The sequence below is a fragment of the Bradyrhizobium sp. JR4.1 genome (assembly GCF_040548605.1).
GTDB lineage: Bacteria > Pseudomonadota > Alphaproteobacteria > Rhizobiales > Xanthobacteraceae > Bradyrhizobium > Bradyrhizobium canariense.
Window position 1 is genome coordinate 1 of record NZ_JBEPRY010000031.1, and the last position, 18662, is coordinate 18662.

Consider the following 18662-nt stretch of genomic DNA (forward strand, 5'->3'; position numbering starts at 1 on the left):
GACCGCGGGTGCCAGCCGGCACCCGGCCTTCCCTGCGCCCTCTTGGACAAGAGGGTGGAATGACCAAGCAAAGCTCGGGCGAAACGCGTCGCGAGGACGCGAAACTGCGCGGTTTGCTATCACCCATGCTGACTGGCACGCCTAGCGATCCGCTGAAAGACCAGGCCCGGAGTGATCCGCCGCAGGCGCGTGATGGTTTTCACGGGGGGCGATCTGGATGATCCGATTCTCGCGATCGACGGAGACAGGTCTTGCGCCGTCGGAATATCCGGCCCGCCCGCTGGCGAGGGAGGTTCCACGACCTCGCGCACAATGCCAGGCAGGAAGGTCGCGCACTCGGCAACCCCGAGACCGCCAGGGTGGTGGGTGGCCAGACCCGTGAATTTCTCAAATCATTAACAATGTTGAATCACAGGCCGGAGCCGTTGCTCTACCCTGAACCTTTCCGCTGGGGCTTTCCATGATCGATACCGCGACCAAGGCGTTGTTGCGCACCGTTCTCGATGAGGTGTGTGAAGGTGTTCCACGCTGTGAGATCGGCGCCAGGACCCGCGTAGCCTCGAAGCTTCTGGAGACTGCAAGCAGGGGTGACATCTCTGCGGATTGCCTCAAACAAGCGGCCCGCAATGCTCTCTCAGAAGTCCCGACGATGTGACGACGGTCATGTGGGGGCGGGGGTGAATTTCCAAGTGACGGTCCTCAAGATCCTGGTGAGCTACCCGGATGGGTTCGCCGTCATGGAGGATCTCAAGCGGGATATGGCCATTCTAGCGACCAGCGGTCGCGACTGGACCGAGCGCACCCGGCGGCTTGCCGGGCGGGTGCCGGGGCTGGACATCTTTTCGCAAGGGCTGATCGATCGGACAAATGGCGGGTGGCGGATCACGGACAAGGGCCGCGCGGTACTTGATCTGATGGAAGCTCGTCCGGACCAAGCCCCGATTGCCGCCCAACAACCTCCCTCAGAGCCGGAGCTCGCACCGGCGATCTCGCGACACATTCCGGCGGAGAGAGGGCGAGGACGGCTCGCGGCGCGCCGTCGCCGACGCAACGCCCGCAAGCAGGCTCGGGCCTCCTAGCGAGGAACGAGCGTCGCTCCCGAAGCTTGAGCAAACGCCTTGTGATGGAAGACGCTCATGCAAAGTTCCGACTCCACGTTGTCGACGGCCCGTCTGTCGCGAGCGACGGACGATATCTGGGTCGTGGACGACGCGCCGATCAGCGCCGCCGGTCTGAAACTCCCGGTGCGCATGACCGTCATTCGGCTGTCGAACGGCGATCTCGTGCTGCATTCGCCGGTGAGATATTCGCCGGCCCTCCGCGGTGAGTTGGAGCGGCTAGGCGCGATAAAGTATTTGCTCGCGCCGAATATCGCGCACTGGATGTTCCTGTCCGAGTGGCAGAGGGAGCTGCCGCAGGTGACGATTTTCGCGGCGCGCGGCCTTTCGGCGCGCAGGCAAGTCCGAGCGGCACGCATCCGCATCGACCGCGAGCTTGGAGACGCGATGCCTGAGGAATGGAGGGCCGACCTCGAAGCCGTCTCGGTGAACGCTCCGATGTTCTCCGAGATCGAGCTGTTCGACAAGCGCAGCCGGACACTGATCCTGACGGATCTCGTGCAAAATCTCGATCCCAATGATCTCAGCGCGCCAAACGAGGCCGCGGCAAACCTCCTCGGCATCTCCAAGCCGAACGGTACGGCGCCGGTCTATTTGCGGCTGCTGCTGCGCCTCGGCGGCCGCTCCGTGCGGTCCGCAGCCGAGCGGCTTGTACGGCTGTCGCCGGAGAGGGTGATTTTCGCGCACGGCGAGTGGTTCGAAGCGAACGGAACCGAGCGCCTTCGGCGATCCCTGCACTGGCTGCTTCCGGCGGGCGGCTCCGGATCTGAGCCGCGGCAAATGACTGGCACGCGCGTCGTCATAACCGGTGCCTCGAGCGGAATCGGGCGTGCTACGGCGCTGGCCTTCGCCGGCAAGGGCGCAAGCGTGGTCCTGGCGGCACGCCGTGCTGAAGTCCTGACGAGCCTCGCCGCCGAATGCGAGGCGCTCGGAGGCCGCGCATTGGCGATCCCGACCGATGTCACCGATGCAGAGGCGGTGCAGCGACTGGCCCGAGAGGCCGAAGACGCGTTCGGCGGCATCGACGTCTGGATCAACAACGCCGGCACCGGCGTTTTCGGGGCCTATCAGGACGCGGATATCGCGCTTCATCGCCGAACGATCGAGGTCAATCTCCTCGGCACCATGCATGGCGCTTTCGCGGTGCTTCCAATCTTTCTCCGCCAGAACCGCGGCATCCTGATCAACAACGTCTCGCTCGGCGGCTGGGCGCCGACGCCCTTTGCTGCGGCCTATACCGCGAGCAAGTTCGGCCTGCGGGGCTTCACCGCGAGCCTGCGTCAGGAGCTCAGGGCTCACCGCAACATCCATGTCTGCGGTGTCTTCCCGGCCATGGTCGACACGCCGGGCTTCGTCCACGGCGCCAACATGTCCGGCCGAACGCTCGATCCCGGTCCGCTGCTGTATCAGGCGGAGGACGTTGCCGAGACGTTCGTGAGCCTCGTTCGCGCACCCCGTGACGAAGTCGCCGTGGGCTGGCCGGCTCGTGCCGGCCAAATTGCCTACGCGATGGCTCCGCAGATTACCGAGAACATGGTGGGGGCCGCCTTCCGCTACCTGCTGTCGCGCGCGCGCCCCGCAAAGAGCAGTGAGGGCACCATGATCGAAGCTGGTCCGCAGGGCACGGCGGTCGATGGCGGTTGGCTGTCACGCAAGCAGCTTCCACCTGCCGATGTCATCAGTCAGGGGCTCGCGGTACTGGGACTAGCTGCGGGCGTGGCTCTCCTGGCTTCAGCAGTTGCGCGTCGCGCCGGCAGATCCGGACAAGGCGTCGCCAAGCACAAACAAGTCCTGCCGAGGCAGATCAGGGCAGCGCGTAGGCCCGCACGTAATCGCCGAGTTTAGTTCCGAACGAGCCGTGGCCGCCGTCGACCGTGACGACGTATTGCTTGGCGCCGGCCTCATAGGTCATCGGCGTCGACTGGCCGCCGGCAGGAAGGCGGTCCTGCCAAAGCTGTCTGCCATCGCGAACGTCGAACGCGCGGATATAGTCATCCATCGTTCCCGTGATGAAGATGACGCCGCCCGCGGTGACGATCGGACCGCCCAGCATGGGAACGCCGAGCTTGAATGGCAGCGGCAGCGGGGCCTGATCGCGGATCGTGCCGATGCGATGTTGCCAGGCCACTTTGTGCGACCTCAGATCGATCGCTGCGATGTTGCCCCATGGCGGAGCAAGGCAGGGGATGCCGAGCGGTGAGAGGAAAATGCCGAGATCAACGCCGTAGGGGGCGCCGTACATCGGCTGCACACCCAGCTCGGTTCCTGGTGGATGCGCCGCATTCGGCGCGGCCGGATTGTCCTTCCCGCGCGCCACGAGCCGCGAGACGAAGGGAATCGATTGAGGGTTCGCGATCGCGATCTGGCGTTGTGGATCGACGGCGATGCCGCCCCATTCGAACATGCCGAAGTCTCCGGGAAACACCAGCGTGCCTTGTTCAGACGGCGGCGTGAACGGCCCCTCATAGCGCAGGCGCTTGAACTTGATCCGGCAGGCGAGCTGGTCGAACATCGTGCTGCCCCACATCTGCGCGTCCGTGAGTTTGCCGGAGGGGCGGAAGCTCAATTCCGAAAAAGGCTGGGTCGGCGATAGCCGATCTCCATTCGCGGCGCCCTGCGGCACCGGCTTCTCCGGTGCGGGCACCAACTGACGCCCGTCGCGGCGGTCGAGCACGAAGATGTCGCCGGTCTTGGCCGGGATGTAGATCGCAGGCGTCACGCCGCCGTTAGAGTGCAAATCGACCAGACTGGGCTGTGACGGCATATCCATGTCCCAGAGATCGTGGTGCACATTCTGGAACGACCAACGCAGTTTTCCGGTCGAGACATCGAGCGCAATCAATGCCGAATCGTAGCGCTCGTTTTCAGGCGAACGGCCGCCGCCCCAGATATCCGGAGAGCTCGAGCCGAGCGGGACATAGACGAGCCCGAGCTTCTCGTCGACCGCCGAAATGCTCCACGAATTGGGTGAACCGGCTGTAAAATGATGCGAGGCCGAAGGCATTTCGTTCGGATCGGAGTTGCCGGCATCGAACGCCCAGATCAACCGTCCGGAATAGATGTCGAAGCCGCGTATCACGCCCGACGGCACGCGATCGGAATAGTTGTCGATCACCGCGCCGCCGACGATCAGCACCTTGTCCGTGACGACGGGCGGCGAGGTGCCCTCGTAAAAGCCGAGCGTCTGGATCTCGCTGCCTTGCTTGAGATCGATCTGTCCCTGGTTGCCAAAACTCTGGCAAGGCGAGCCGCTCTGCGCATCGAGCGCGAACATCCGTCCGTCGTTGGTCGGGACGAAAATGCGCGCCGCACAATCGCTCGGCGCCGGCGTGCCGTCGGCAGTTACCGCGCCGGGCATGGTCGCGTGATAGGATACGCCGCGGCAGGTCATGTGCTGGAACGCCTTGTTGTGCTGGACCTGCGGGTCAAACTTCCAGCGCAATCTTCCGGTCGCGGCTTCGAGCGCAAACACGATCTGGTGCGGTGAGCAGGTGTAGAGGAGATCCCCGACCTTGAGCGGCGTTGCCTGGTTGGTGATCTCGTCAGGGTCATCAGGGCCCTTGTGGTCACCGGTGCGGAATTCCCAAGCGAGCTTGAGCTTCTCGACGTTGTCCTTGGTGATCTGGCTCAGCGACGAGAAGCGCGTACCGAAGGCGCTGCCGCCGTAGGCCGTCCAGTTCTGCCCGGCGGCAGCGGGCTGGTCCGGTTCGGGAGCCGCGATGGCCCCGGTTGTTTCGCCCTCAGGTATCGTGCCGGCAAGATCGCGGCGATCACTCGTCAAGGAAATGCCGACGACGATGGCTGCGGCTATCAACACAAGGCCAAGCGCCCATCGCGCTACGCGCAAGCGAGGCGCCAGGCGGGAGGCAATGAAGGGCAGCATCAGCCACAGGCCAAGCGGCACGAGCACATCGCCGCGCGGCGCCAGCGACCAGAAATCGAAACCCACTTCCCAGATCGCCCAGGCCATCGTTCCCGCCAGCAGCGCGGCATAGGTCCAGAGCGCCTCGGCGCGACGGCGCGCGAGCAGCCAACTCGTGAGCAGAAGCATGATGCCCGCGATCAGATAATAGACCGAGCCACCCAGGGCCGCGAGCCAGGCACCGCCAGCCAGGAGGCCCAATCCCGTGATGGCGACGACCACAATGGTGATGGCCAGCAATGGCGCCTCACGGAACCAGTTCGTTGAACGATGCGTCGATGTCATGATGGTCACTTCAGCGTATAGAGAAACGCCGCGATGTCCCGCGCGTCCTTCTGCGGGATGCCCATTCGCGGCATGGCATTGCCCGGCAACGCCCGCTGTGGATCCTCGATCCAGTCGGCCATGTTGTCTGGCGAGTTCTGGATGTAGCCGGCGATGTAGCTTCGCGTGCCGATCCGATGCAAGGGTGGGCCGACATTGCCTTCGGCGCCGGCGATACCAGGAATATCGTGACAGCCGCCGCAGTGGTACTGCTTGACGAGGTCGGCGCCACGGCGCGCGTCGCCCATGAAATTGTCCGGGCCCGCAGCGTTGCAGGCGGCGCCTGTCGTGGCCAGCAGTGCAGTGACCAGCAATTTCGCGATCGGATTTGCCATTGCTGCTCCGCTCGGCCGGTCAGGGCTTCTGGCCGAAATTGAAAGACTTGGTGGCAGACCAGGGATCGGTCGTGGAGACCTGCTCGCTCGGGACTTGCTCGACCTCGGGCGATGGCAGATTCGCAGAAAAGGTGCGGCCCCATTGGTGGCTCGGCTCGTTGCTGATCTTACCGATATAAGTGACGAGATCCCAGATCACGCTGTCGGGCAATACGCCGCCCCAGGCTGGCATTCCGTTCGGCCGCCCCTGGTAAATCGAGAGAAAGATGTTCTCGGGCTGCGAGCCGTAAGTAAAGTTGTTGTTGCTCAGTGCCGGACCCATGCCGCCGCCGCCATTGGGTGCGTGGCAGCCGATGCAGTTGAAGTTGACATAGTAGGTCATCCCGCGCTGCTCCGCATTGGGATCGCCCTGCACAGGATTCTTGATTTGCGGCGGGTCCGGCTGCGCGCCGGGATGGAGGTGACTGACCGGGACCTGCATGAAGACGCCGGGCCTACCATTGCCGACGCTGCCACCGAAATTCGGGCGGGGAGACAGCGTCGGCATCTGCGCCTCCTGCGACTGCGGCAAAGTCTGCTGGGCCAGCCCCGCGCCATTCGGCACGACCGCCAGCAGCAACGATAGGGCGCTCGCGCGCAGTACTGGACCAGACATCACTCATGTCCTCCCGATGCAGTGACCGGCAGCTCGACCAGAGGTACGCCGTAGCTTCGCAGCAAGGCGTTGATCTCGGATCGGTGCTCGTCGATGAAGGCATTGAGTCGGTCGCGCAGGGCGTGGTCGCCTTTGCGCACGCCCATCGCGATGGCGAACTGGAATTGCTGGGGCGCAAAGCGCTCGTAATCCCTGATCGGCGTAACCGTCAGCGGCACCGGAGAGCGCTGCGCGAAATAACCGCCCAGCGGCCCCCATGCGGCGGCGACATCGATCGCGCCGCTCTCGACCGCCTCGATCAGGCGCGCCGGCGGATTGGCTTCCCGATAGTCGCCGTAGATGGAATAGCCGCGGACATTGTCGACGATGCCCTGGTCACCGAGCGCCTGCGCGGGCGGCGGATTGTTGCCGTCATCGCCGATCAGGTGCACCCCGATCGCCAGATCGTGCAGGCGCGGGTCGACCAGAGAGGAGAGATCGAGCTGCCGGTCCTGGCGCGTGACGAAGACATAGGTCGAACGATAATATGGCTTCGTCGTCTCCACGAGATCGTAGCCGGCGGGCACGCCCATCACCACGTCGCATGTGCCTGCCTTCAGCGTGCTGCGGATGAAGCCGCGGCGCTGGGGCCACCAGGTGTAATAGACCTGCTCGCCGAAATGCGCGGCCACCATGGCGGCAAGCTTGTTCTCGAATCCGGCCTCGGCGCTGTTGGAGAACGGCAGATTGTTGGGATCGGCACAGACGCGAAGCCCGCCCTCCGACGCTGCCGCCGCTGTGGTCGCGAGCGCAAAGAGAAATCCCAGGGCGATGCCCGGCAGATTATTTCGAAGGCGCATGGCTGGTGTCCTCACCATTCGCGCCGCCGAGCTTGAATACCAGCAGCTCACTCCCGCCCGCGGTATAGAAGGGCAGATCCTGCGTGGCGCCGGTGAAGCCCAGTGCGGCGTTGCGCACGCGCTGATCGACCTCCGCATTGGCGACGACGCCCGGCCAGCCGCCGACGCCCGACAGGATCGCGACGTATTGCTGTCCGTCGGAGCCGCGATAGGAGATCGGTTGGCCGATGAAGCCGGAGCCGGCACGGAATTGCCAGAGCACGTGCCCGTCCTTGGCATCCACTGCCTTGAATAGGCGATCCATGGTGCCGTAGAAGGCGACATCGCCTGCTGTGACCAGCGCGCCGCTCCAGACCGGCAGCTTCTCGTGAATCTCCCAGACTTTCTTGCGCGCGATCGGGTCCCAGGCCATGAACTCGCCGCGATAGCCGCCGGGGCCGGCATACATGTCTACGTCTGCACCGACGTAGGGCGTCCCGGCGATGTAGCCGACTTGAGAAGCCTTGAAGTTCATGCAGAGATGCTGATGGGGCACATAGAGGAGTTTTGTGCGCGGCGACCACGCCGTCGGTTGCCAATCCTTGGCGCCCGGCGCGCTCGGGCAGATGTTCTCGACCGTCTTGCCGACAAGCGGCGTCTTCTCCTCGTTCGGGATAATCTTGCCGGTCTTCAGATCGACGCCCTTGTAGCTGTTGACGAAGTCATACGCGTCCGCCGAGATCACCTCGCCGGTGGCGCGGTCCATGACGTACATATAGCCGTTGCGGCCGGGGTGGATGAGAACCTTGCGCGGCTTTCCGTTCAGTTCGAGCTCGACGAGCACGTTCTCGTTGATCTCGTCGTGGTCGAACAGATCGTGCGGGTTGATCTGGTAGGCCCATTTAGCGCGACCGGTATCGGGATCGCGGGCAAAGATTGTCGTGCTCCAGAGATTGTCGCCGCTGCGCTGGTTCGCATTCCAGGGGCTAGGGTTGGCCGTGCCGTAGTAGATCAGGTTCAGCTCGGGATCGTAGGAGATCCAGCCCCAGACTGTGCCGCCACCAATCTGCCAGCGGTCGGCGGGCCAGGTCTTCACGCCGAGATCCTTGCCTTTCAGGCTGTCGTAGTACGGCTTGAAATCGTCTCCGATCAGCACGTCCTTGTCGGGACCTGTCGAATAGGCGCGCCACGTGATCGCGCCGGTGGTCTCGTCGAGTGCGGTGACCCAGCCGCGCACGCCCATCTCGCCGCCGCTGTTGCCGACAAGGATCTTGCCCTTCACCACCACGGGAGCCATCGTGATGGTCTCGCCCTTGTTGATCTCGCCGAGCTTCGTGTGCCAGAGCTCTTTGCCGGTCTTGGCATCGATGGCGACGGTATGGTTATCGAGCGTGTTGAGGATAATCTTGCCATTGTCGAAGGCGAGTCCGCGATTGACGACGTCGCAGCAGGCAACGCCCGCGGCAGCGGGCTCCGGCTTCGGCGCATAGGACCATTTCAATTCACCGGTCGTGGCATCGAGTGCGAACACACGGTTGGGGTAGGGGCCCGCATAGGGGCCGACCACATACATGGTGCCGTCGATCACGAGCGGCGCCGCCTCCTGGCCGCGATCGGCGCCGACCGAGAACGTCCATGCGAGCTGCAGCCGCGATGCATTGGAGGCGTTGATCTGGTCGAGTTCGCTGTAGCGCGTGTTGGCGTAGTCGCGCGCCGCCATCGGCCACTGGGCCGGGTCTTTCATGCGGTTGGCGAGATCGCTCTGTGCTGACGCGGACGACAGCACCGCGCAACTGGCGCAAAGAGCACAAAGGATGCCCGGAAACAGGCCCAGCAAACGCGTGAGACCACGCACTAACATATGTAAAGATCTCCACGGCAGTGACGAGACCGTGCTGCGTTGCAGGCCGGTTTACGAACCTACAAACGTTCCGCCTTCGCTTGGTTCCAAAATGGTGAGATCGACGAGCTATCTCACGACGTTGCCGGATACGCCGGCGCCGAGGTCGACTGCGATCTGATCTTCCTTGCCGTTACACTTCGGGTGACCAAATCCAGACGGACTTTTGCCGTCAGGTCCGATGTCAAAGATGATCGCGTCCTTCATGTTGGGGCTGACGCCGGCCGGCACGCGGTCGAGCCCGAGCTGGTGACGCACGCGCCAGGCCACATTGTGATCCGCGCAGGAACTGTCACCGCTCACACCCAGCGCCCCGGCCACGCCGTTGCCGTCATAGAGCGCCAGCCCGCCTCCTAACACGATGGTGCCGCCGACCGGCTTGCCCACCATCGGATCCTGGGCCGTGCCGAAGTTGTCCGGAGATCCGGTGTACAAGGCTTCCGGAGACGGCGGGTTGCCGAGTGCCGCGCCGAACAGGAACCCGCCGGGCTGCGCACCGGCATAGAGATTGGCCGTCGCCATCGCCTTGTCCTTCAGGCTGAATGCATTCGCCGTGTTGGCCTTCTCGGCCGCGATGGCCCGGCTGCCCAGCCACTGGTCGTCGACCTTGCCGCCGCTGTAGGCAATTGCGCAGACGACGCCCTGCCGATTGACGACGGCAGCCCATTCGTTGTTGTCGAGACCTCCGTTGCTCGGGCCGCCGCCCGGCTTGACACTCTTCTTGAGGATATCCGCGAGCTTGTCATGGTCGACCGGGCACGACACCCCCGGCCGGGGTTGATCCTGCGCGTTCAAGACTGCAGGCATCACGAATGTCGCAGTGAGGATAGCCGTTGCCGCTATAAGCGATCGTTTTTCCATGTGGCCTCCGTGGAGTGTCGCAGTCGGCAGGCGAACGTTCGAAGAGAAGTTGCGGTTCCTATGCAGCGTCGCTCAGCCCGGATGCTGAAGGAGCAGGCGCGTCCTCCCGCCGTTCGCGGTCAACCACCGATGAGCGAAGAACAACGCCGCGCCGGTATAGAGGATGCCCATGGGCACCCACATCAGGATGCCGGCGAGTTGCTGATCCTCGAGTGTCGAAAGGCCGAACTCGCCAGCGAGGGCGCCCTGGCCTGGGATCCAAAGCCGCGGCGACACGGTCAGCAGGGCCCCGAGCACGCCGGAATGCAGAATGGTGATGAACAGGCAAGCGACAGCGATGCCATCGCGAATTCGTGTGCTACGGCCCTGACCGCGGCCATGCAGCAGCACCCACCAGAACAACAGCGCGGTTGCAAAGAAGCTGATGTGCTGGAGACGATGGATCGCCGTATTCTCGAGCGCCCACGCATACAAGGGCGGTGCGTGCCAGGCCCAGAGTGCTGCGCCGTGGAGGATGGTCGCGCTCATCGGATGGCTCACAAGCCGCCACGGCCACGCCAGTATCGGCAGATTGAGCACGCGACCCGCCGCAGGGCGGAGCCGGGCCGGCAGGCTCCACAGCAGCGGACCATTGATCCGGGCGAACGCCATCAGCGGTGCCGCGACCACCATCAGGAGTTCGTGCTCGACCATGTGCGCGGTGAACAGACGCTCGCCGAGCCAGTGCAGCGGCGAGGTCACGGCGAGCGCGGCCACCAGCCATCCGGTCCAGAATGCGGCCACCTGGCGGAAGCTGACGCCGTGGCCGCCGCCCGCATGATGCCAGAGCCGCTGCGTTCCGACATAGAAGGCGATACCGACGGCATAGAGCGGGGCCATGAGCCAGGGATCGTAGCTCCACAGCGAGCCGGGATCGACCTCCGATAGTCCGTGCGCGGCGGCCGGTCCCGCGAGCAGCGCAAGCAGCAGTGCTGCAAGGCTCAGCGCAGGCATGGGCTGATCATGAGCGAGGCGGCGAACTGGTTCGCAATCACCAACGCAAACAGCACGCCGGAGCCGACGCCAAGCCAGGCCATGAACGTTCGTGGCCCGCCACCCCGCGCATCGGCCCATTCAGCCCCCGCGCCGCGCCGAACCGCGCGGGCCGATATGACAGTGCCTGCGAGGGCGACGATAGCCAGAACCGCACTCATGATCGTGCCGCTGATCCTGGTCTGTTCGCAGGAGAAGTGCGCGAGCACGTAGGCGCCCTGCAAATTGATACCCCACGCGATGGGCCCAAGCGCAACGCCGGCCCAGTAGAGCAGTCTGGATTGTTGATCGGTTGCGGTCATAGGCGTGGCACCCAATCCAGCAAGACATAGAGCGGCAGCCAGGCGAGCACGACGAAGTTCCAATAAAACACGTTGTCGGTCACGTCGCTGAACCGGCGCGGTTTCGCATGACGCGTGAACATCAACACTGCCAGCACGACCGTGTCGCCGACATCGGTGGCAAGGTGGGTCGTGTGCAGCCCCAGAATGAGCCATACGATCGAGCCGTAGGCTGAATTGTCCCAGCGGGTGTTGAGATGTGCGAACTCGAAGCCGCGCAGCACTAGGAGCGCGATGCCGATCAGGGCCATCACGATGAGACCGATCCGCACCTTCGCGAGATCCTGGCGGTGCGCGGCGCGGTTGGTGAACTCGTTGGGAATGATGCTCAACACATAAATCACGGTCTCGACCGTCCCCGGCCAGAGATCCGGCGGGGAGGCTCCGATCGGCCAGCTCGGGTTAACTGCGTAGAGATAAAGGTACGCGCCGATTGCAACGGCAAAGCCCATGCCTTCGAGGGCCATGAAACCCATGGCGCCCCACCACGGGCCACTGCGCGGGCCGTAGCCGTAAGTCGGCAGGTCCGAGACGTCGCGGACGATGGTCTGCCTCACTCCTCGTCCTCCTTGCTGCCGCTCGGCCAGAACCAGCCGATCAAAGTCACGGCCATCGGTGGCGTGCCCCAGAGCACCGCCCAAGGCGTGAAGATCGATCCGATGAAGAAGATCGTCGTTGCGATGGCTGTGAGCAGGGGCCAGATGCTCGGCTCGGGCGAAGCCTCGCGGATCTGGGGCTCGGCTTCCGCAAGCGAGGTCAGCAGGACCTCGCGCCGCTGGGCACTCAGACCCGCGACCACAGACAGGCTCTCGCTATCGGCCCACAGCGGATCGCGGTGCTTGACAACCGGAATGCGGTCGAAGTTCTGCGGCGGAGGCGGCGACGAGGTCGCCCATTCCAGCGTCGAGGCATTCCAGGGATTGTCGCCTGCAAGCGCGCCTTTGCGAAGGCTGTAGATCACATTGGCCAGAAGAATCGCGAAGCTAAACGCGAAAACGAGAGCACCGCCGCTGGACACGAGGTTCAGGTGCGCCCAGTCCATGTCGGCGGTATAGGTGTAGACCCGGCGCGGCATTCCGATCAGCCCAAGGATGTGCATCGGGAAGAAGGCGACGTTGAAGCCGATGAAGGCCAGCCAGAAATTCCAGCGTCCGAGTCTTTCGCTCAGCATGCGGCCTGCGATCTTGGGAAACCAATAGTAGACCGCGCCGACCAGCGGGAAGACTGCGCCGCCGATCAGGACATAATGGAAGTGGGCCACGACGAAATAGGTGTCGTGCACCTGGGTGTCGATCGGCACCGAGGCGACCATCACGCCGGACAACCCGCCGAGCACGAAGATGACGATGAAGCCGATCACGAACAGCAGCGGCGTCCGGTACACCGGACGTCCATCCCAGAGCGTTGCCAGCCAGCAGAAAATCTGCAGCCCGCTCGGCACCGCGATCAGCATGCTGGAGGCCGTGAAGAGGGCCGCGCCGAGTTGGGGCAGGCCCGTGACGAACATGTGGTGGACCCAGAGGCCGAACGACAGGAAGCCGGTCGCGATCAAGGAGAGGATCACGACGGGATAGCCGATCACCGGCCGACGCGCGAATGTCGCGAGGATCGCCGAGACCATTCCCGTACCCGGGATGAAGATGATGTAGACCTCGGGATGGCCGAAGAACCAGAACAGATGCTGCCAGAGCAGGGGATGCCCACCCGATGAGGAGTCGTAGAAGCGCGTATTGACGAGCCGATCAAGGATCAGTGACGTCGATGCGACCATGATCGACGGCATCGCGAACATCACAAGGAAGGCCGTCACCAGCATGGCCCAGACGAACAGGGGAATGCGGTCGAGCGTCATGCCGGGCGCGCGGAGCTTGAACACGGTGACGACGATCTCCACGGCGACTGCGAGCGCCGCGACCTCGGTAAAGGTGATCATCTGCGCCCAGACATCGGCCCGCTTCGTCGGTGTGAACTGCAGGCTCGAGAGGGGAACGTACGAAAACCAACCGACATCGGGACCGACGTTGAACAGGAACGAGATCCACAGAAAGCAACCGCCGAACAGAAACATCCAATAGCTGAAGGCATTCAGGCGCGGAAACGCGATGTTACGCGTGCCGACCATCAACGGCACCAGATAGACGGCGAACGCCTCCATGACCGGGACGGCGAACAGGAACATCATCGTCGAGCCGTGCATCGTGAAGACCTGATTGTACTTGTCGGCGGAGAGAAACGTCTTCTCCGGCCCGGCAAGCTGAACACGCATCAGGATCGCGAGAATGCCGCCGAGAAGCAGGAAGGCGAATGCGGTCAGGATGTAGCGGCGTCCAACGACCTTGTGGTCGACCGACATGAGCGCACCGACAAGTCCAGACGGCGTGCGCCACACCCGCTCGAGCTGCATCGAAAGCTGCAGGCCGTTCAGGACGTCGTCCCGCAACTCATTTGGTTCAGCGGCCATGCTCACTTGAGCTGCTCCAGATAATGAATGATCGCGATCATTTCGTCCGATTGCAGCGGCATCTTCGGCATCAGATTGCCGGGTTTGATGTGCTGGGGATCGGCGATCCAGGCGCCGAGCGTGGCCGACGTATTCGGCAACGTTCCCGCCGCGATCGTCGTGCGGCTGCCGATATGCGTGAGGTCCGGACCCAGCTGCCCGCCGGCCATCGTACCGCTGATGTTGTGACACAGTGCGCAGCCGCGCGCCCGGAACAGAGCTTCACCCTGCTTGCCGAGTTGATCGGTAGGGCTGTTCGCGCTCTGGTTTTCATGATCGCGCCAGCGCCCGAACTCGTCGGGCGACATCGCGATCATGGCGAACGCCATATGGGCGTGCTGGATCCCGCAAAACTCGGCGCATTGCCCGCGATAGATGCCCGCGTTCTTCGCCGTGAATTGCAGCTCGTTCTTCTGCCCGGGGATCAAGTCCATCTTGCCGGTCAGGCTGGGCACCCAGAAGCTGTGGATCACGTCGGCGGATTCCAGCTCGACTTTCACCGGCTGGCCGGTCGGGATCCGGATCTCGTTGGCGGTCACGAAACTCTGGTGCGGACTGTCGGCTTCATAGCGAACCTCCCACCACCATTGATGGCCGATGATCTTCAACGTGAGGGCATTCTCGTCCTTGGCGAAGACGGTGCGTTGTCCGGCATAGCTGACGAAGGAGAGACCGAGCACGACGACGGTGGTCGCAATCCCAAGCGCCAGGACGACGCGCCCGGAGCGTTGTTCGAAGGGCTGGTGGAGGTCCAGCGGCTGATCGGCTGTGCGCTTCCGGCGTAATAGCCCCAGGCCCAGAACGATGACGACGGCGGTCCAGACGATCGCCGCGACAATGAGGAAGATGAATAGCGTATGCCGAATCTGCTCAGACTGCAGCCCTTGAGGGTCAAGCGCCGACTGCTGGCCCGCGCACGCAGCAAGCGGCCAGGTCATGCACAACACCAGAACCCTTCGCACCCAGACCTGCATTGACGCTTTGTCGCACTCCGCTTCACAGGCGGAACCGGGCAGGCCTACAAAGGTTCCTATGCGCTAACCGGAACAGTTGGCCGAAGAAGGACATGTCCGACATCGATCATCGGGCTAGAATGGCCAGCCCTTCACGGCGATCACGATCGCCGCGTCGCCAGCGGCCATCAGCAGCAGGACGGCGAGACCGGCGATGACCGCGCCCGGCTGGGCAAGCACGCGCAGCTGTCCAAGCATTTGTTGGCTCCAAAACGCAGCAATGCCGCGATGCGCCTGAGGGTTCCTGCAGGTCTGCCGGGGGTTGACATGCGAGCGCCGGAACGAAGACTCGAGACCGCGCGCTCCTGCGACGAATTTGAGGGTTCACGTGCCGCGCTATCATTTCGATCTGGTCGACTCCAAGGCCGTTGCAGACGAGGGAGGTGCTGAATTACCCGACGACATCATGGCGCTGGATGTTGCCGAGGAGATCGCGAGGAGACTTCTTGCGGAGCGTCCCGAACTCAGGAATCGTCATTTTTCCATCCTGGTCACGAACGAGGAGGGTGAGGAGATCGGGAAAGTGCCCCTGGATGTCCTGCACTGAAGACCATCCAAGACGGTGCACAGATTGCATCGAATCACCTAAAGGTTGCTTTTGGGAATCTCGCTCTGAACGCGCCATGAATCGTCAGGAACGCCGGGCTGCTGCTCGAGAATCTCGCAAATCCAAAGGCCGCGCAGATTCTACCACACCGGTCGCTGCGCTTTTTGAGTCTGGGTTCGTCCACATGCGAGCCGGACAATTTCGCGACGCGGAGGTCTGTTGCCGCCAGGCTATTGCACTGGACGCCAACCACGCAGACTCGCTCCACTTGATGGGTTTACTATCCCAACAGGTCAAGCGCTATGACCACGCACACCAGTGGATTTCTCGCGCAATACGACAGGATCCCAAGCCAGTATACTTCCTCAGCCTTGGAATCGCCTTTCTGTCGCAAGGAGATCACAACGAGGCGCTGAAGGCCTTCGATAAGGCGCTCGAGCTGGGATTAGACGATCCCAGTCTGTGGCTGTCTCACGGCCAGACCCTGGTGAAACTGGAACGACCTGGCGACGCTCTGATCAGCTTTCAGCACGCGCTCAAGCTCAGTCCACAATATTGGGAGGCTGCGAACCAGTGTGGGATCCTTCTCCATCAACTGGGGCGAACCGAGGAGTCGCTTTCATATATCAACATATGCAACCAGTTGCGGCCAAATCACCTTCCAACCCTGCAACAGAGAGCCGCATTGCTGCACGGCTTGAAGCGGTTCGAGGACGCACTAGCGATCTGCCGCGATGCGTATGAACTCGACCCCGACAACGCCAACATCTGCAATAATCTCGGTATTGCACTAAGATTTTTGAAGGAAGATGAGGAATCGTTGCAATGGTTCGACCGGGCCTTGGAGCTTCAATCAAACTTCGGAGATGCGCTTCACAATAAGGCCGTCGCGCTGACCAAGATGCATAAATTCGAGGAGGCTTTCGCGATTTATGATCGCCTAAAAGCTTCTGATATCCAAACGACGTCATGGCAGATTTGGGAATTGCGCATCTTCATTTGTTAATGGGAGACTTCGAGGCAGGTTCCCAATCCGCCAAGAGCTCGCGTGCGCGCTTGGAAAGAACGACTCGGCCCTCATCACAAGTTTCGCGTGGGGCTAGTATGGTCAGGAAACCCGGAGCATCTTGACGATTACAATCGGTCGATACCATTGCGAACCCTCTCAAGTGTCCTGGATGTCAGCGCCACCTTCGTCAGCCTCCAGAAGGATCCGGGATCGGACGACAGAAAGGCTATGCAAGAGCGCCCGGGGCTTCTCGACTTCAGTGACGACCTAACCGATTTCGTAGAGACTGCGGCCTTAATCAAGTGTCTTGATCTCGTTGTCGCGGTAGACACCAGTGTTGCACATCTCGCCGCCTCGCTAGGACGGCCGACATGGGTTCTGTTACCTTACACTCCGGATTATCGCTGGTTGCTCGACCGCGACGATAGCCCTTGGTATCCGACCATGCGCCTGTTTCGACAGACGTCATCCCGAGATTGGCGAGAGGTGCTCGACCAAGTGCGAAGCGAGCTCAGACTTCGGACCTTTTTATTCGAAGCATTCCAGGCATCCGCGGCGTTCGAGAACCCTTTTCGTTAGGCGGATAGCAATGCTCTCTCTTGCCCGCCGTGATTTTTATTCCGGTTGAACTGGCCACCCGTTCAGGCGAAGGATGCGTGCGAGCCGCTTCAAGACATGAGGGCACACGCTCATGTTTCACCTTATCGAATGTGAGTTAGGCGTTTAAAATATTACGACGATCGCTTTTCCGTGGCCCCCATGATGGATTGGACCGAGAGTTCAGTATTTTCAGTTGGTTAGAAGGCGGCGTGTGCACGACGTGTGCACCGGGAGATCAAGAAGAATACATTGACGGCAAGCGTGGGCGATCACGCCTTGAGGCAATTTGACGTCTGCAGAAGCTAGCGCGCCTGGCGCTTCCGATTTTCACAGTGGGTGAATCCACCAGCGAAGTTTCTCAGAGCAGCTGACTCTTAATCAGCGGGTCCGAGGTTCGATCCCTTGGTGCGCCCACCATCCTTAAGAAATTGGCCCGCAAGAGCTCTTTTAAACTCCTCGGCAGACCAAACCGGGTCTCGTACGACGCTCTTAATGGTCGTACGTCGCACGCCGTGCGACGAGGCGGATAATTAGGACCGAAGCCCATCCACTACTGTAACACGAGCCCTACCGGTCTGCATTCAGCTCTTCATGCCTTCCCTCCGCACCTGCAATTCAAGCCTGTCGATGCCGGAATCGGCGCGAGCCGCATTGCGGGCGCGGTAGTGCTTCACGATGGTCTGCGCACTTCGGTTTGAATGCCCAGTGATGTCGCAGATCGTCAGCAAGTCTCAGCCTGCCCGATCGAGCAGCATGACGCAGTTATCACGTAAGTCCTGGTCCTGCTTTTGGTCGAGTTCGCCGGCTCCGTGACGAACATCAGCGTGCGGCAAGGCTTCAGACGCCACGCTGCCTCATCGCTATTGCTGTCGCGTGCGGCCTGCGCACCCAGCTAGTCCGTTAATGCACGCTTGCGCCCATCGACCGCTCGAGCGCGTTGTCGCGCGCGAGAAAGCCGAAGATAGCAACGGCCCGGGCGGTAGACACTTAAATGCGAAATGTGCAGCACCTTGCTCAAGCCTCACCGCGGGAGGACAGTGAAGTTCACTCCCTTCAGGGCAGTCGAGCTGCACAGTCTCTACCTCGTTCACTAACGCAGGTTAGATCGGGTTCCAGTCAGTCCTCGGGGGTCTGCTCCCCCGCGGCTCGCCGTCGCTGCGATCGAGTGCTCGGAGGCGACCGCAATGCAGGTACAGCCGAGGCGCTTCGCTCCGCCTCTTTGACTTTAAGCCGGAGATCTTCCAGCTCTGACAGTTGACAAACGAGGTCGTTCAACCGTTGGACAAGAAGGACCGAGCGATAACCCTGCATCAACGCCCTCCTGAGTCTGCAGCTATCCAGACAGCAAAAGGACCCAGCCTCGGGGCGGGTGAAGCTGGGGCTGTTGAGCTGCCTTGGCGAAGGCAGTCGCCCCTTGGGGAGGGCCCGGGAAAACTTGGCAATCGGCAAGTCGTTCCAAGCCGAACAAAAATGAGCTCCAGGCCCGCGGGGCAACGGGGAAAGCTGGGGCCGACTGCATTACCCACTTGGGGATGGGCGTTGGGAAAATTTGGTAACCGGCGAGCCGTTCCGACTGCCGTGCCCCCGAAAATGTTTGTCGTCCTTGCCGTTGGGGCTGCCATCGCCGTCGCCGTTACCTCACGGCTCGCTTCTTCGTCGCCTCCATGAGCACGTGCGCCGGGGAGTG

General features: G+C 62.5%; 19 protein-coding genes. 6 read left to right on the top strand and 13 right to left on the bottom strand.

The genetic code is table 11. The features are described 5' to 3' along the window. The first annotated feature begins 460 nt into the window (after positions 1–460). The 3 genes from ABIB90_RS36345 to ABIB90_RS36355 are packed head-to-tail and all read left to right on the top strand — an operon-like array spanning position 461 to position 2963. Positions 461–655: a hypothetical protein gene (locus ABIB90_RS36345; RefSeq protein ID WP_083869813.1), complete on the top strand. Its 195-nt coding sequence runs from the start codon at positions 461–463 to the stop codon at positions 653–655. Continuing rightward, positions 627–1079, top strand: a complete 453-nt coding sequence (locus tag ABIB90_RS36350; protein WP_354171049.1) for a hypothetical protein — start codon at positions 627–629, stop codon at positions 1077–1079. Before ABIB90_RS36345 ends, ABIB90_RS36350 begins: the two co-directional genes overlap by 29 nt. Before the next feature lie 57 nt (positions 1080–1136). Continuing rightward, entirely contained in the window at positions 1137–2963 is a 1827-nt protein-coding gene (locus ABIB90_RS36355) for an SDR family oxidoreductase (RefSeq protein ID WP_354171047.1), read from the top strand. On the opposite strand, the gene ABIB90_RS36360 is transcribed toward ABIB90_RS36355, so the two are convergent. The 12 genes from ABIB90_RS36360 to ABIB90_RS36415 form a co-directional block, all read right to left on the bottom strand. Next, complete coding sequence (locus ABIB90_RS36360) at positions 2923–5325, bottom strand: glucose/quinate/shikimate family membrane-bound PQQ-dependent dehydrogenase (RefSeq protein ID WP_354171045.1); 2403 nt, start codon at positions 5323–5325, stop codon at positions 2923–2925. The two genes, ABIB90_RS36355 and ABIB90_RS36360, sit on opposite strands and share 41 nt — an antisense overlap. Positions 5326–5330: 5 nt before the next feature. Further along, complete coding sequence (locus ABIB90_RS36365; protein ID WP_007592935.1) at positions 5331–5699, bottom strand: c-type cytochrome; 369 nt, start codon at positions 5697–5699, stop codon at positions 5331–5333. Between the two features lie 19 nt (positions 5700–5718). Further along, positions 5719–6354, bottom strand: a complete 636-nt coding sequence (locus ABIB90_RS36370) for a c-type cytochrome (RefSeq protein ID WP_354202489.1) — start codon at positions 6352–6354, stop codon at positions 5719–5721. Continuing rightward, on the bottom strand, positions 6354–7193 hold the full coding sequence (locus ABIB90_RS36375; protein WP_354171041.1) for a substrate-binding domain-containing protein: 840 nt from the start codon (positions 7191–7193) through the stop codon (positions 6354–6356). Before ABIB90_RS36375 ends, ABIB90_RS36370 begins: the two co-directional genes overlap by 1 nt. Further along, entirely contained in the window at positions 7177–9033 is a 1857-nt protein-coding gene (locus tag ABIB90_RS36380; RefSeq protein ID WP_354171039.1) for a methanol/ethanol family PQQ-dependent dehydrogenase, read from the bottom strand. The genes ABIB90_RS36375 and ABIB90_RS36380 overlap by 17 nt, the downstream gene beginning before the upstream one ends. Before the next feature lie 108 nt (positions 9034–9141). Then, positions 9142–9879, bottom strand: a complete 738-nt coding sequence (locus ABIB90_RS36385) for a GlcG/HbpS family heme-binding protein (RefSeq protein ID WP_354171037.1) — start codon at positions 9877–9879, stop codon at positions 9142–9144. 126 nt (positions 9880–10005) lie between these two features. Beyond that, on the bottom strand, positions 10006–10926 hold the full coding sequence (locus tag ABIB90_RS36390) for a cytochrome c oxidase assembly protein (RefSeq protein WP_354171035.1): 921 nt from the start codon (positions 10924–10926) through the stop codon (positions 10006–10008). After that, positions 10914–11267 carry a hypothetical protein gene (locus ABIB90_RS36395; RefSeq protein ID WP_007592927.1) on the bottom strand — a complete coding sequence of 118 codons (354 nt, stop codon included), beginning with the start codon at positions 11265–11267 and terminating at the stop codon, positions 10914–10916. Before ABIB90_RS36395 ends, ABIB90_RS36390 begins: the two co-directional genes overlap by 13 nt. After that, on the bottom strand, positions 11264–11863 hold the full coding sequence (locus tag ABIB90_RS36400; protein WP_354171033.1) for a cytochrome c oxidase subunit 3: 600 nt from the start codon (positions 11861–11863) through the stop codon (positions 11264–11266). Before ABIB90_RS36400 ends, ABIB90_RS36395 begins: the two co-directional genes overlap by 4 nt. Then, positions 11860–13767, bottom strand: a complete 1908-nt coding sequence (gene ctaD, locus ABIB90_RS36405) for a cytochrome c oxidase subunit I (protein ID WP_354171057.1) — start codon at positions 13765–13767, stop codon at positions 11860–11862. Before ctaD ends, ABIB90_RS36400 begins: the two co-directional genes overlap by 4 nt. Before the next feature lie 2 nt (positions 13768–13769). Continuing rightward, complete coding sequence (coxB, locus tag ABIB90_RS36410; protein ID WP_354171031.1) at positions 13770–14744, bottom strand: cytochrome c oxidase subunit II; 975 nt, start codon at positions 14742–14744, stop codon at positions 13770–13772. Between the two features lie 150 nt (positions 14745–14894). Continuing rightward, a complete protein-coding gene (locus ABIB90_RS36415; RefSeq protein ID WP_007592920.1) occupies positions 14895–15017 on the bottom strand; it encodes a hypothetical protein in 123 nt (40 codons plus the stop codon). A 130-nt stretch (positions 15018–15147) separates the two neighbouring features. Between ABIB90_RS36415 and ABIB90_RS36420 the strand changes: the two genes are divergently transcribed. From ABIB90_RS36420 to ABIB90_RS36430, 3 genes are all read left to right on the top strand, one after another. Continuing rightward, on the top strand, positions 15148–15366 hold the full coding sequence (locus tag ABIB90_RS36420; RefSeq protein ID WP_354171028.1) for a DUF6894 family protein: 219 nt from the start codon (positions 15148–15150) through the stop codon (positions 15364–15366). A gap of 76 nt (positions 15367–15442) precedes the next feature. Further along, positions 15443–16372: a tetratricopeptide repeat protein gene (locus ABIB90_RS36425; RefSeq protein ID WP_354171026.1), complete on the top strand. Its 930-nt coding sequence runs from the start codon at positions 15443–15445 to the stop codon at positions 16370–16372. 231 nt (positions 16373–16603) lie between these two features. Beyond that, on the top strand, positions 16604–16954 hold the full coding sequence (locus ABIB90_RS36430; protein ID WP_354202492.1) for a glycosyltransferase family 9 protein: 351 nt from the start codon (positions 16604–16606) through the stop codon (positions 16952–16954). Between the two features lie 602 nt (positions 16955–17556). Here the strand turns inward: ABIB90_RS36430 and ABIB90_RS36435 are convergent. Further along, positions 17557–17703, bottom strand: coding sequence for a hypothetical protein (locus tag ABIB90_RS36435; RefSeq protein ID WP_354171024.1), 147 nt, complete (start codon positions 17701–17703; stop codon positions 17557–17559). Positions 17704–18662 lie beyond the last annotated feature (959 nt).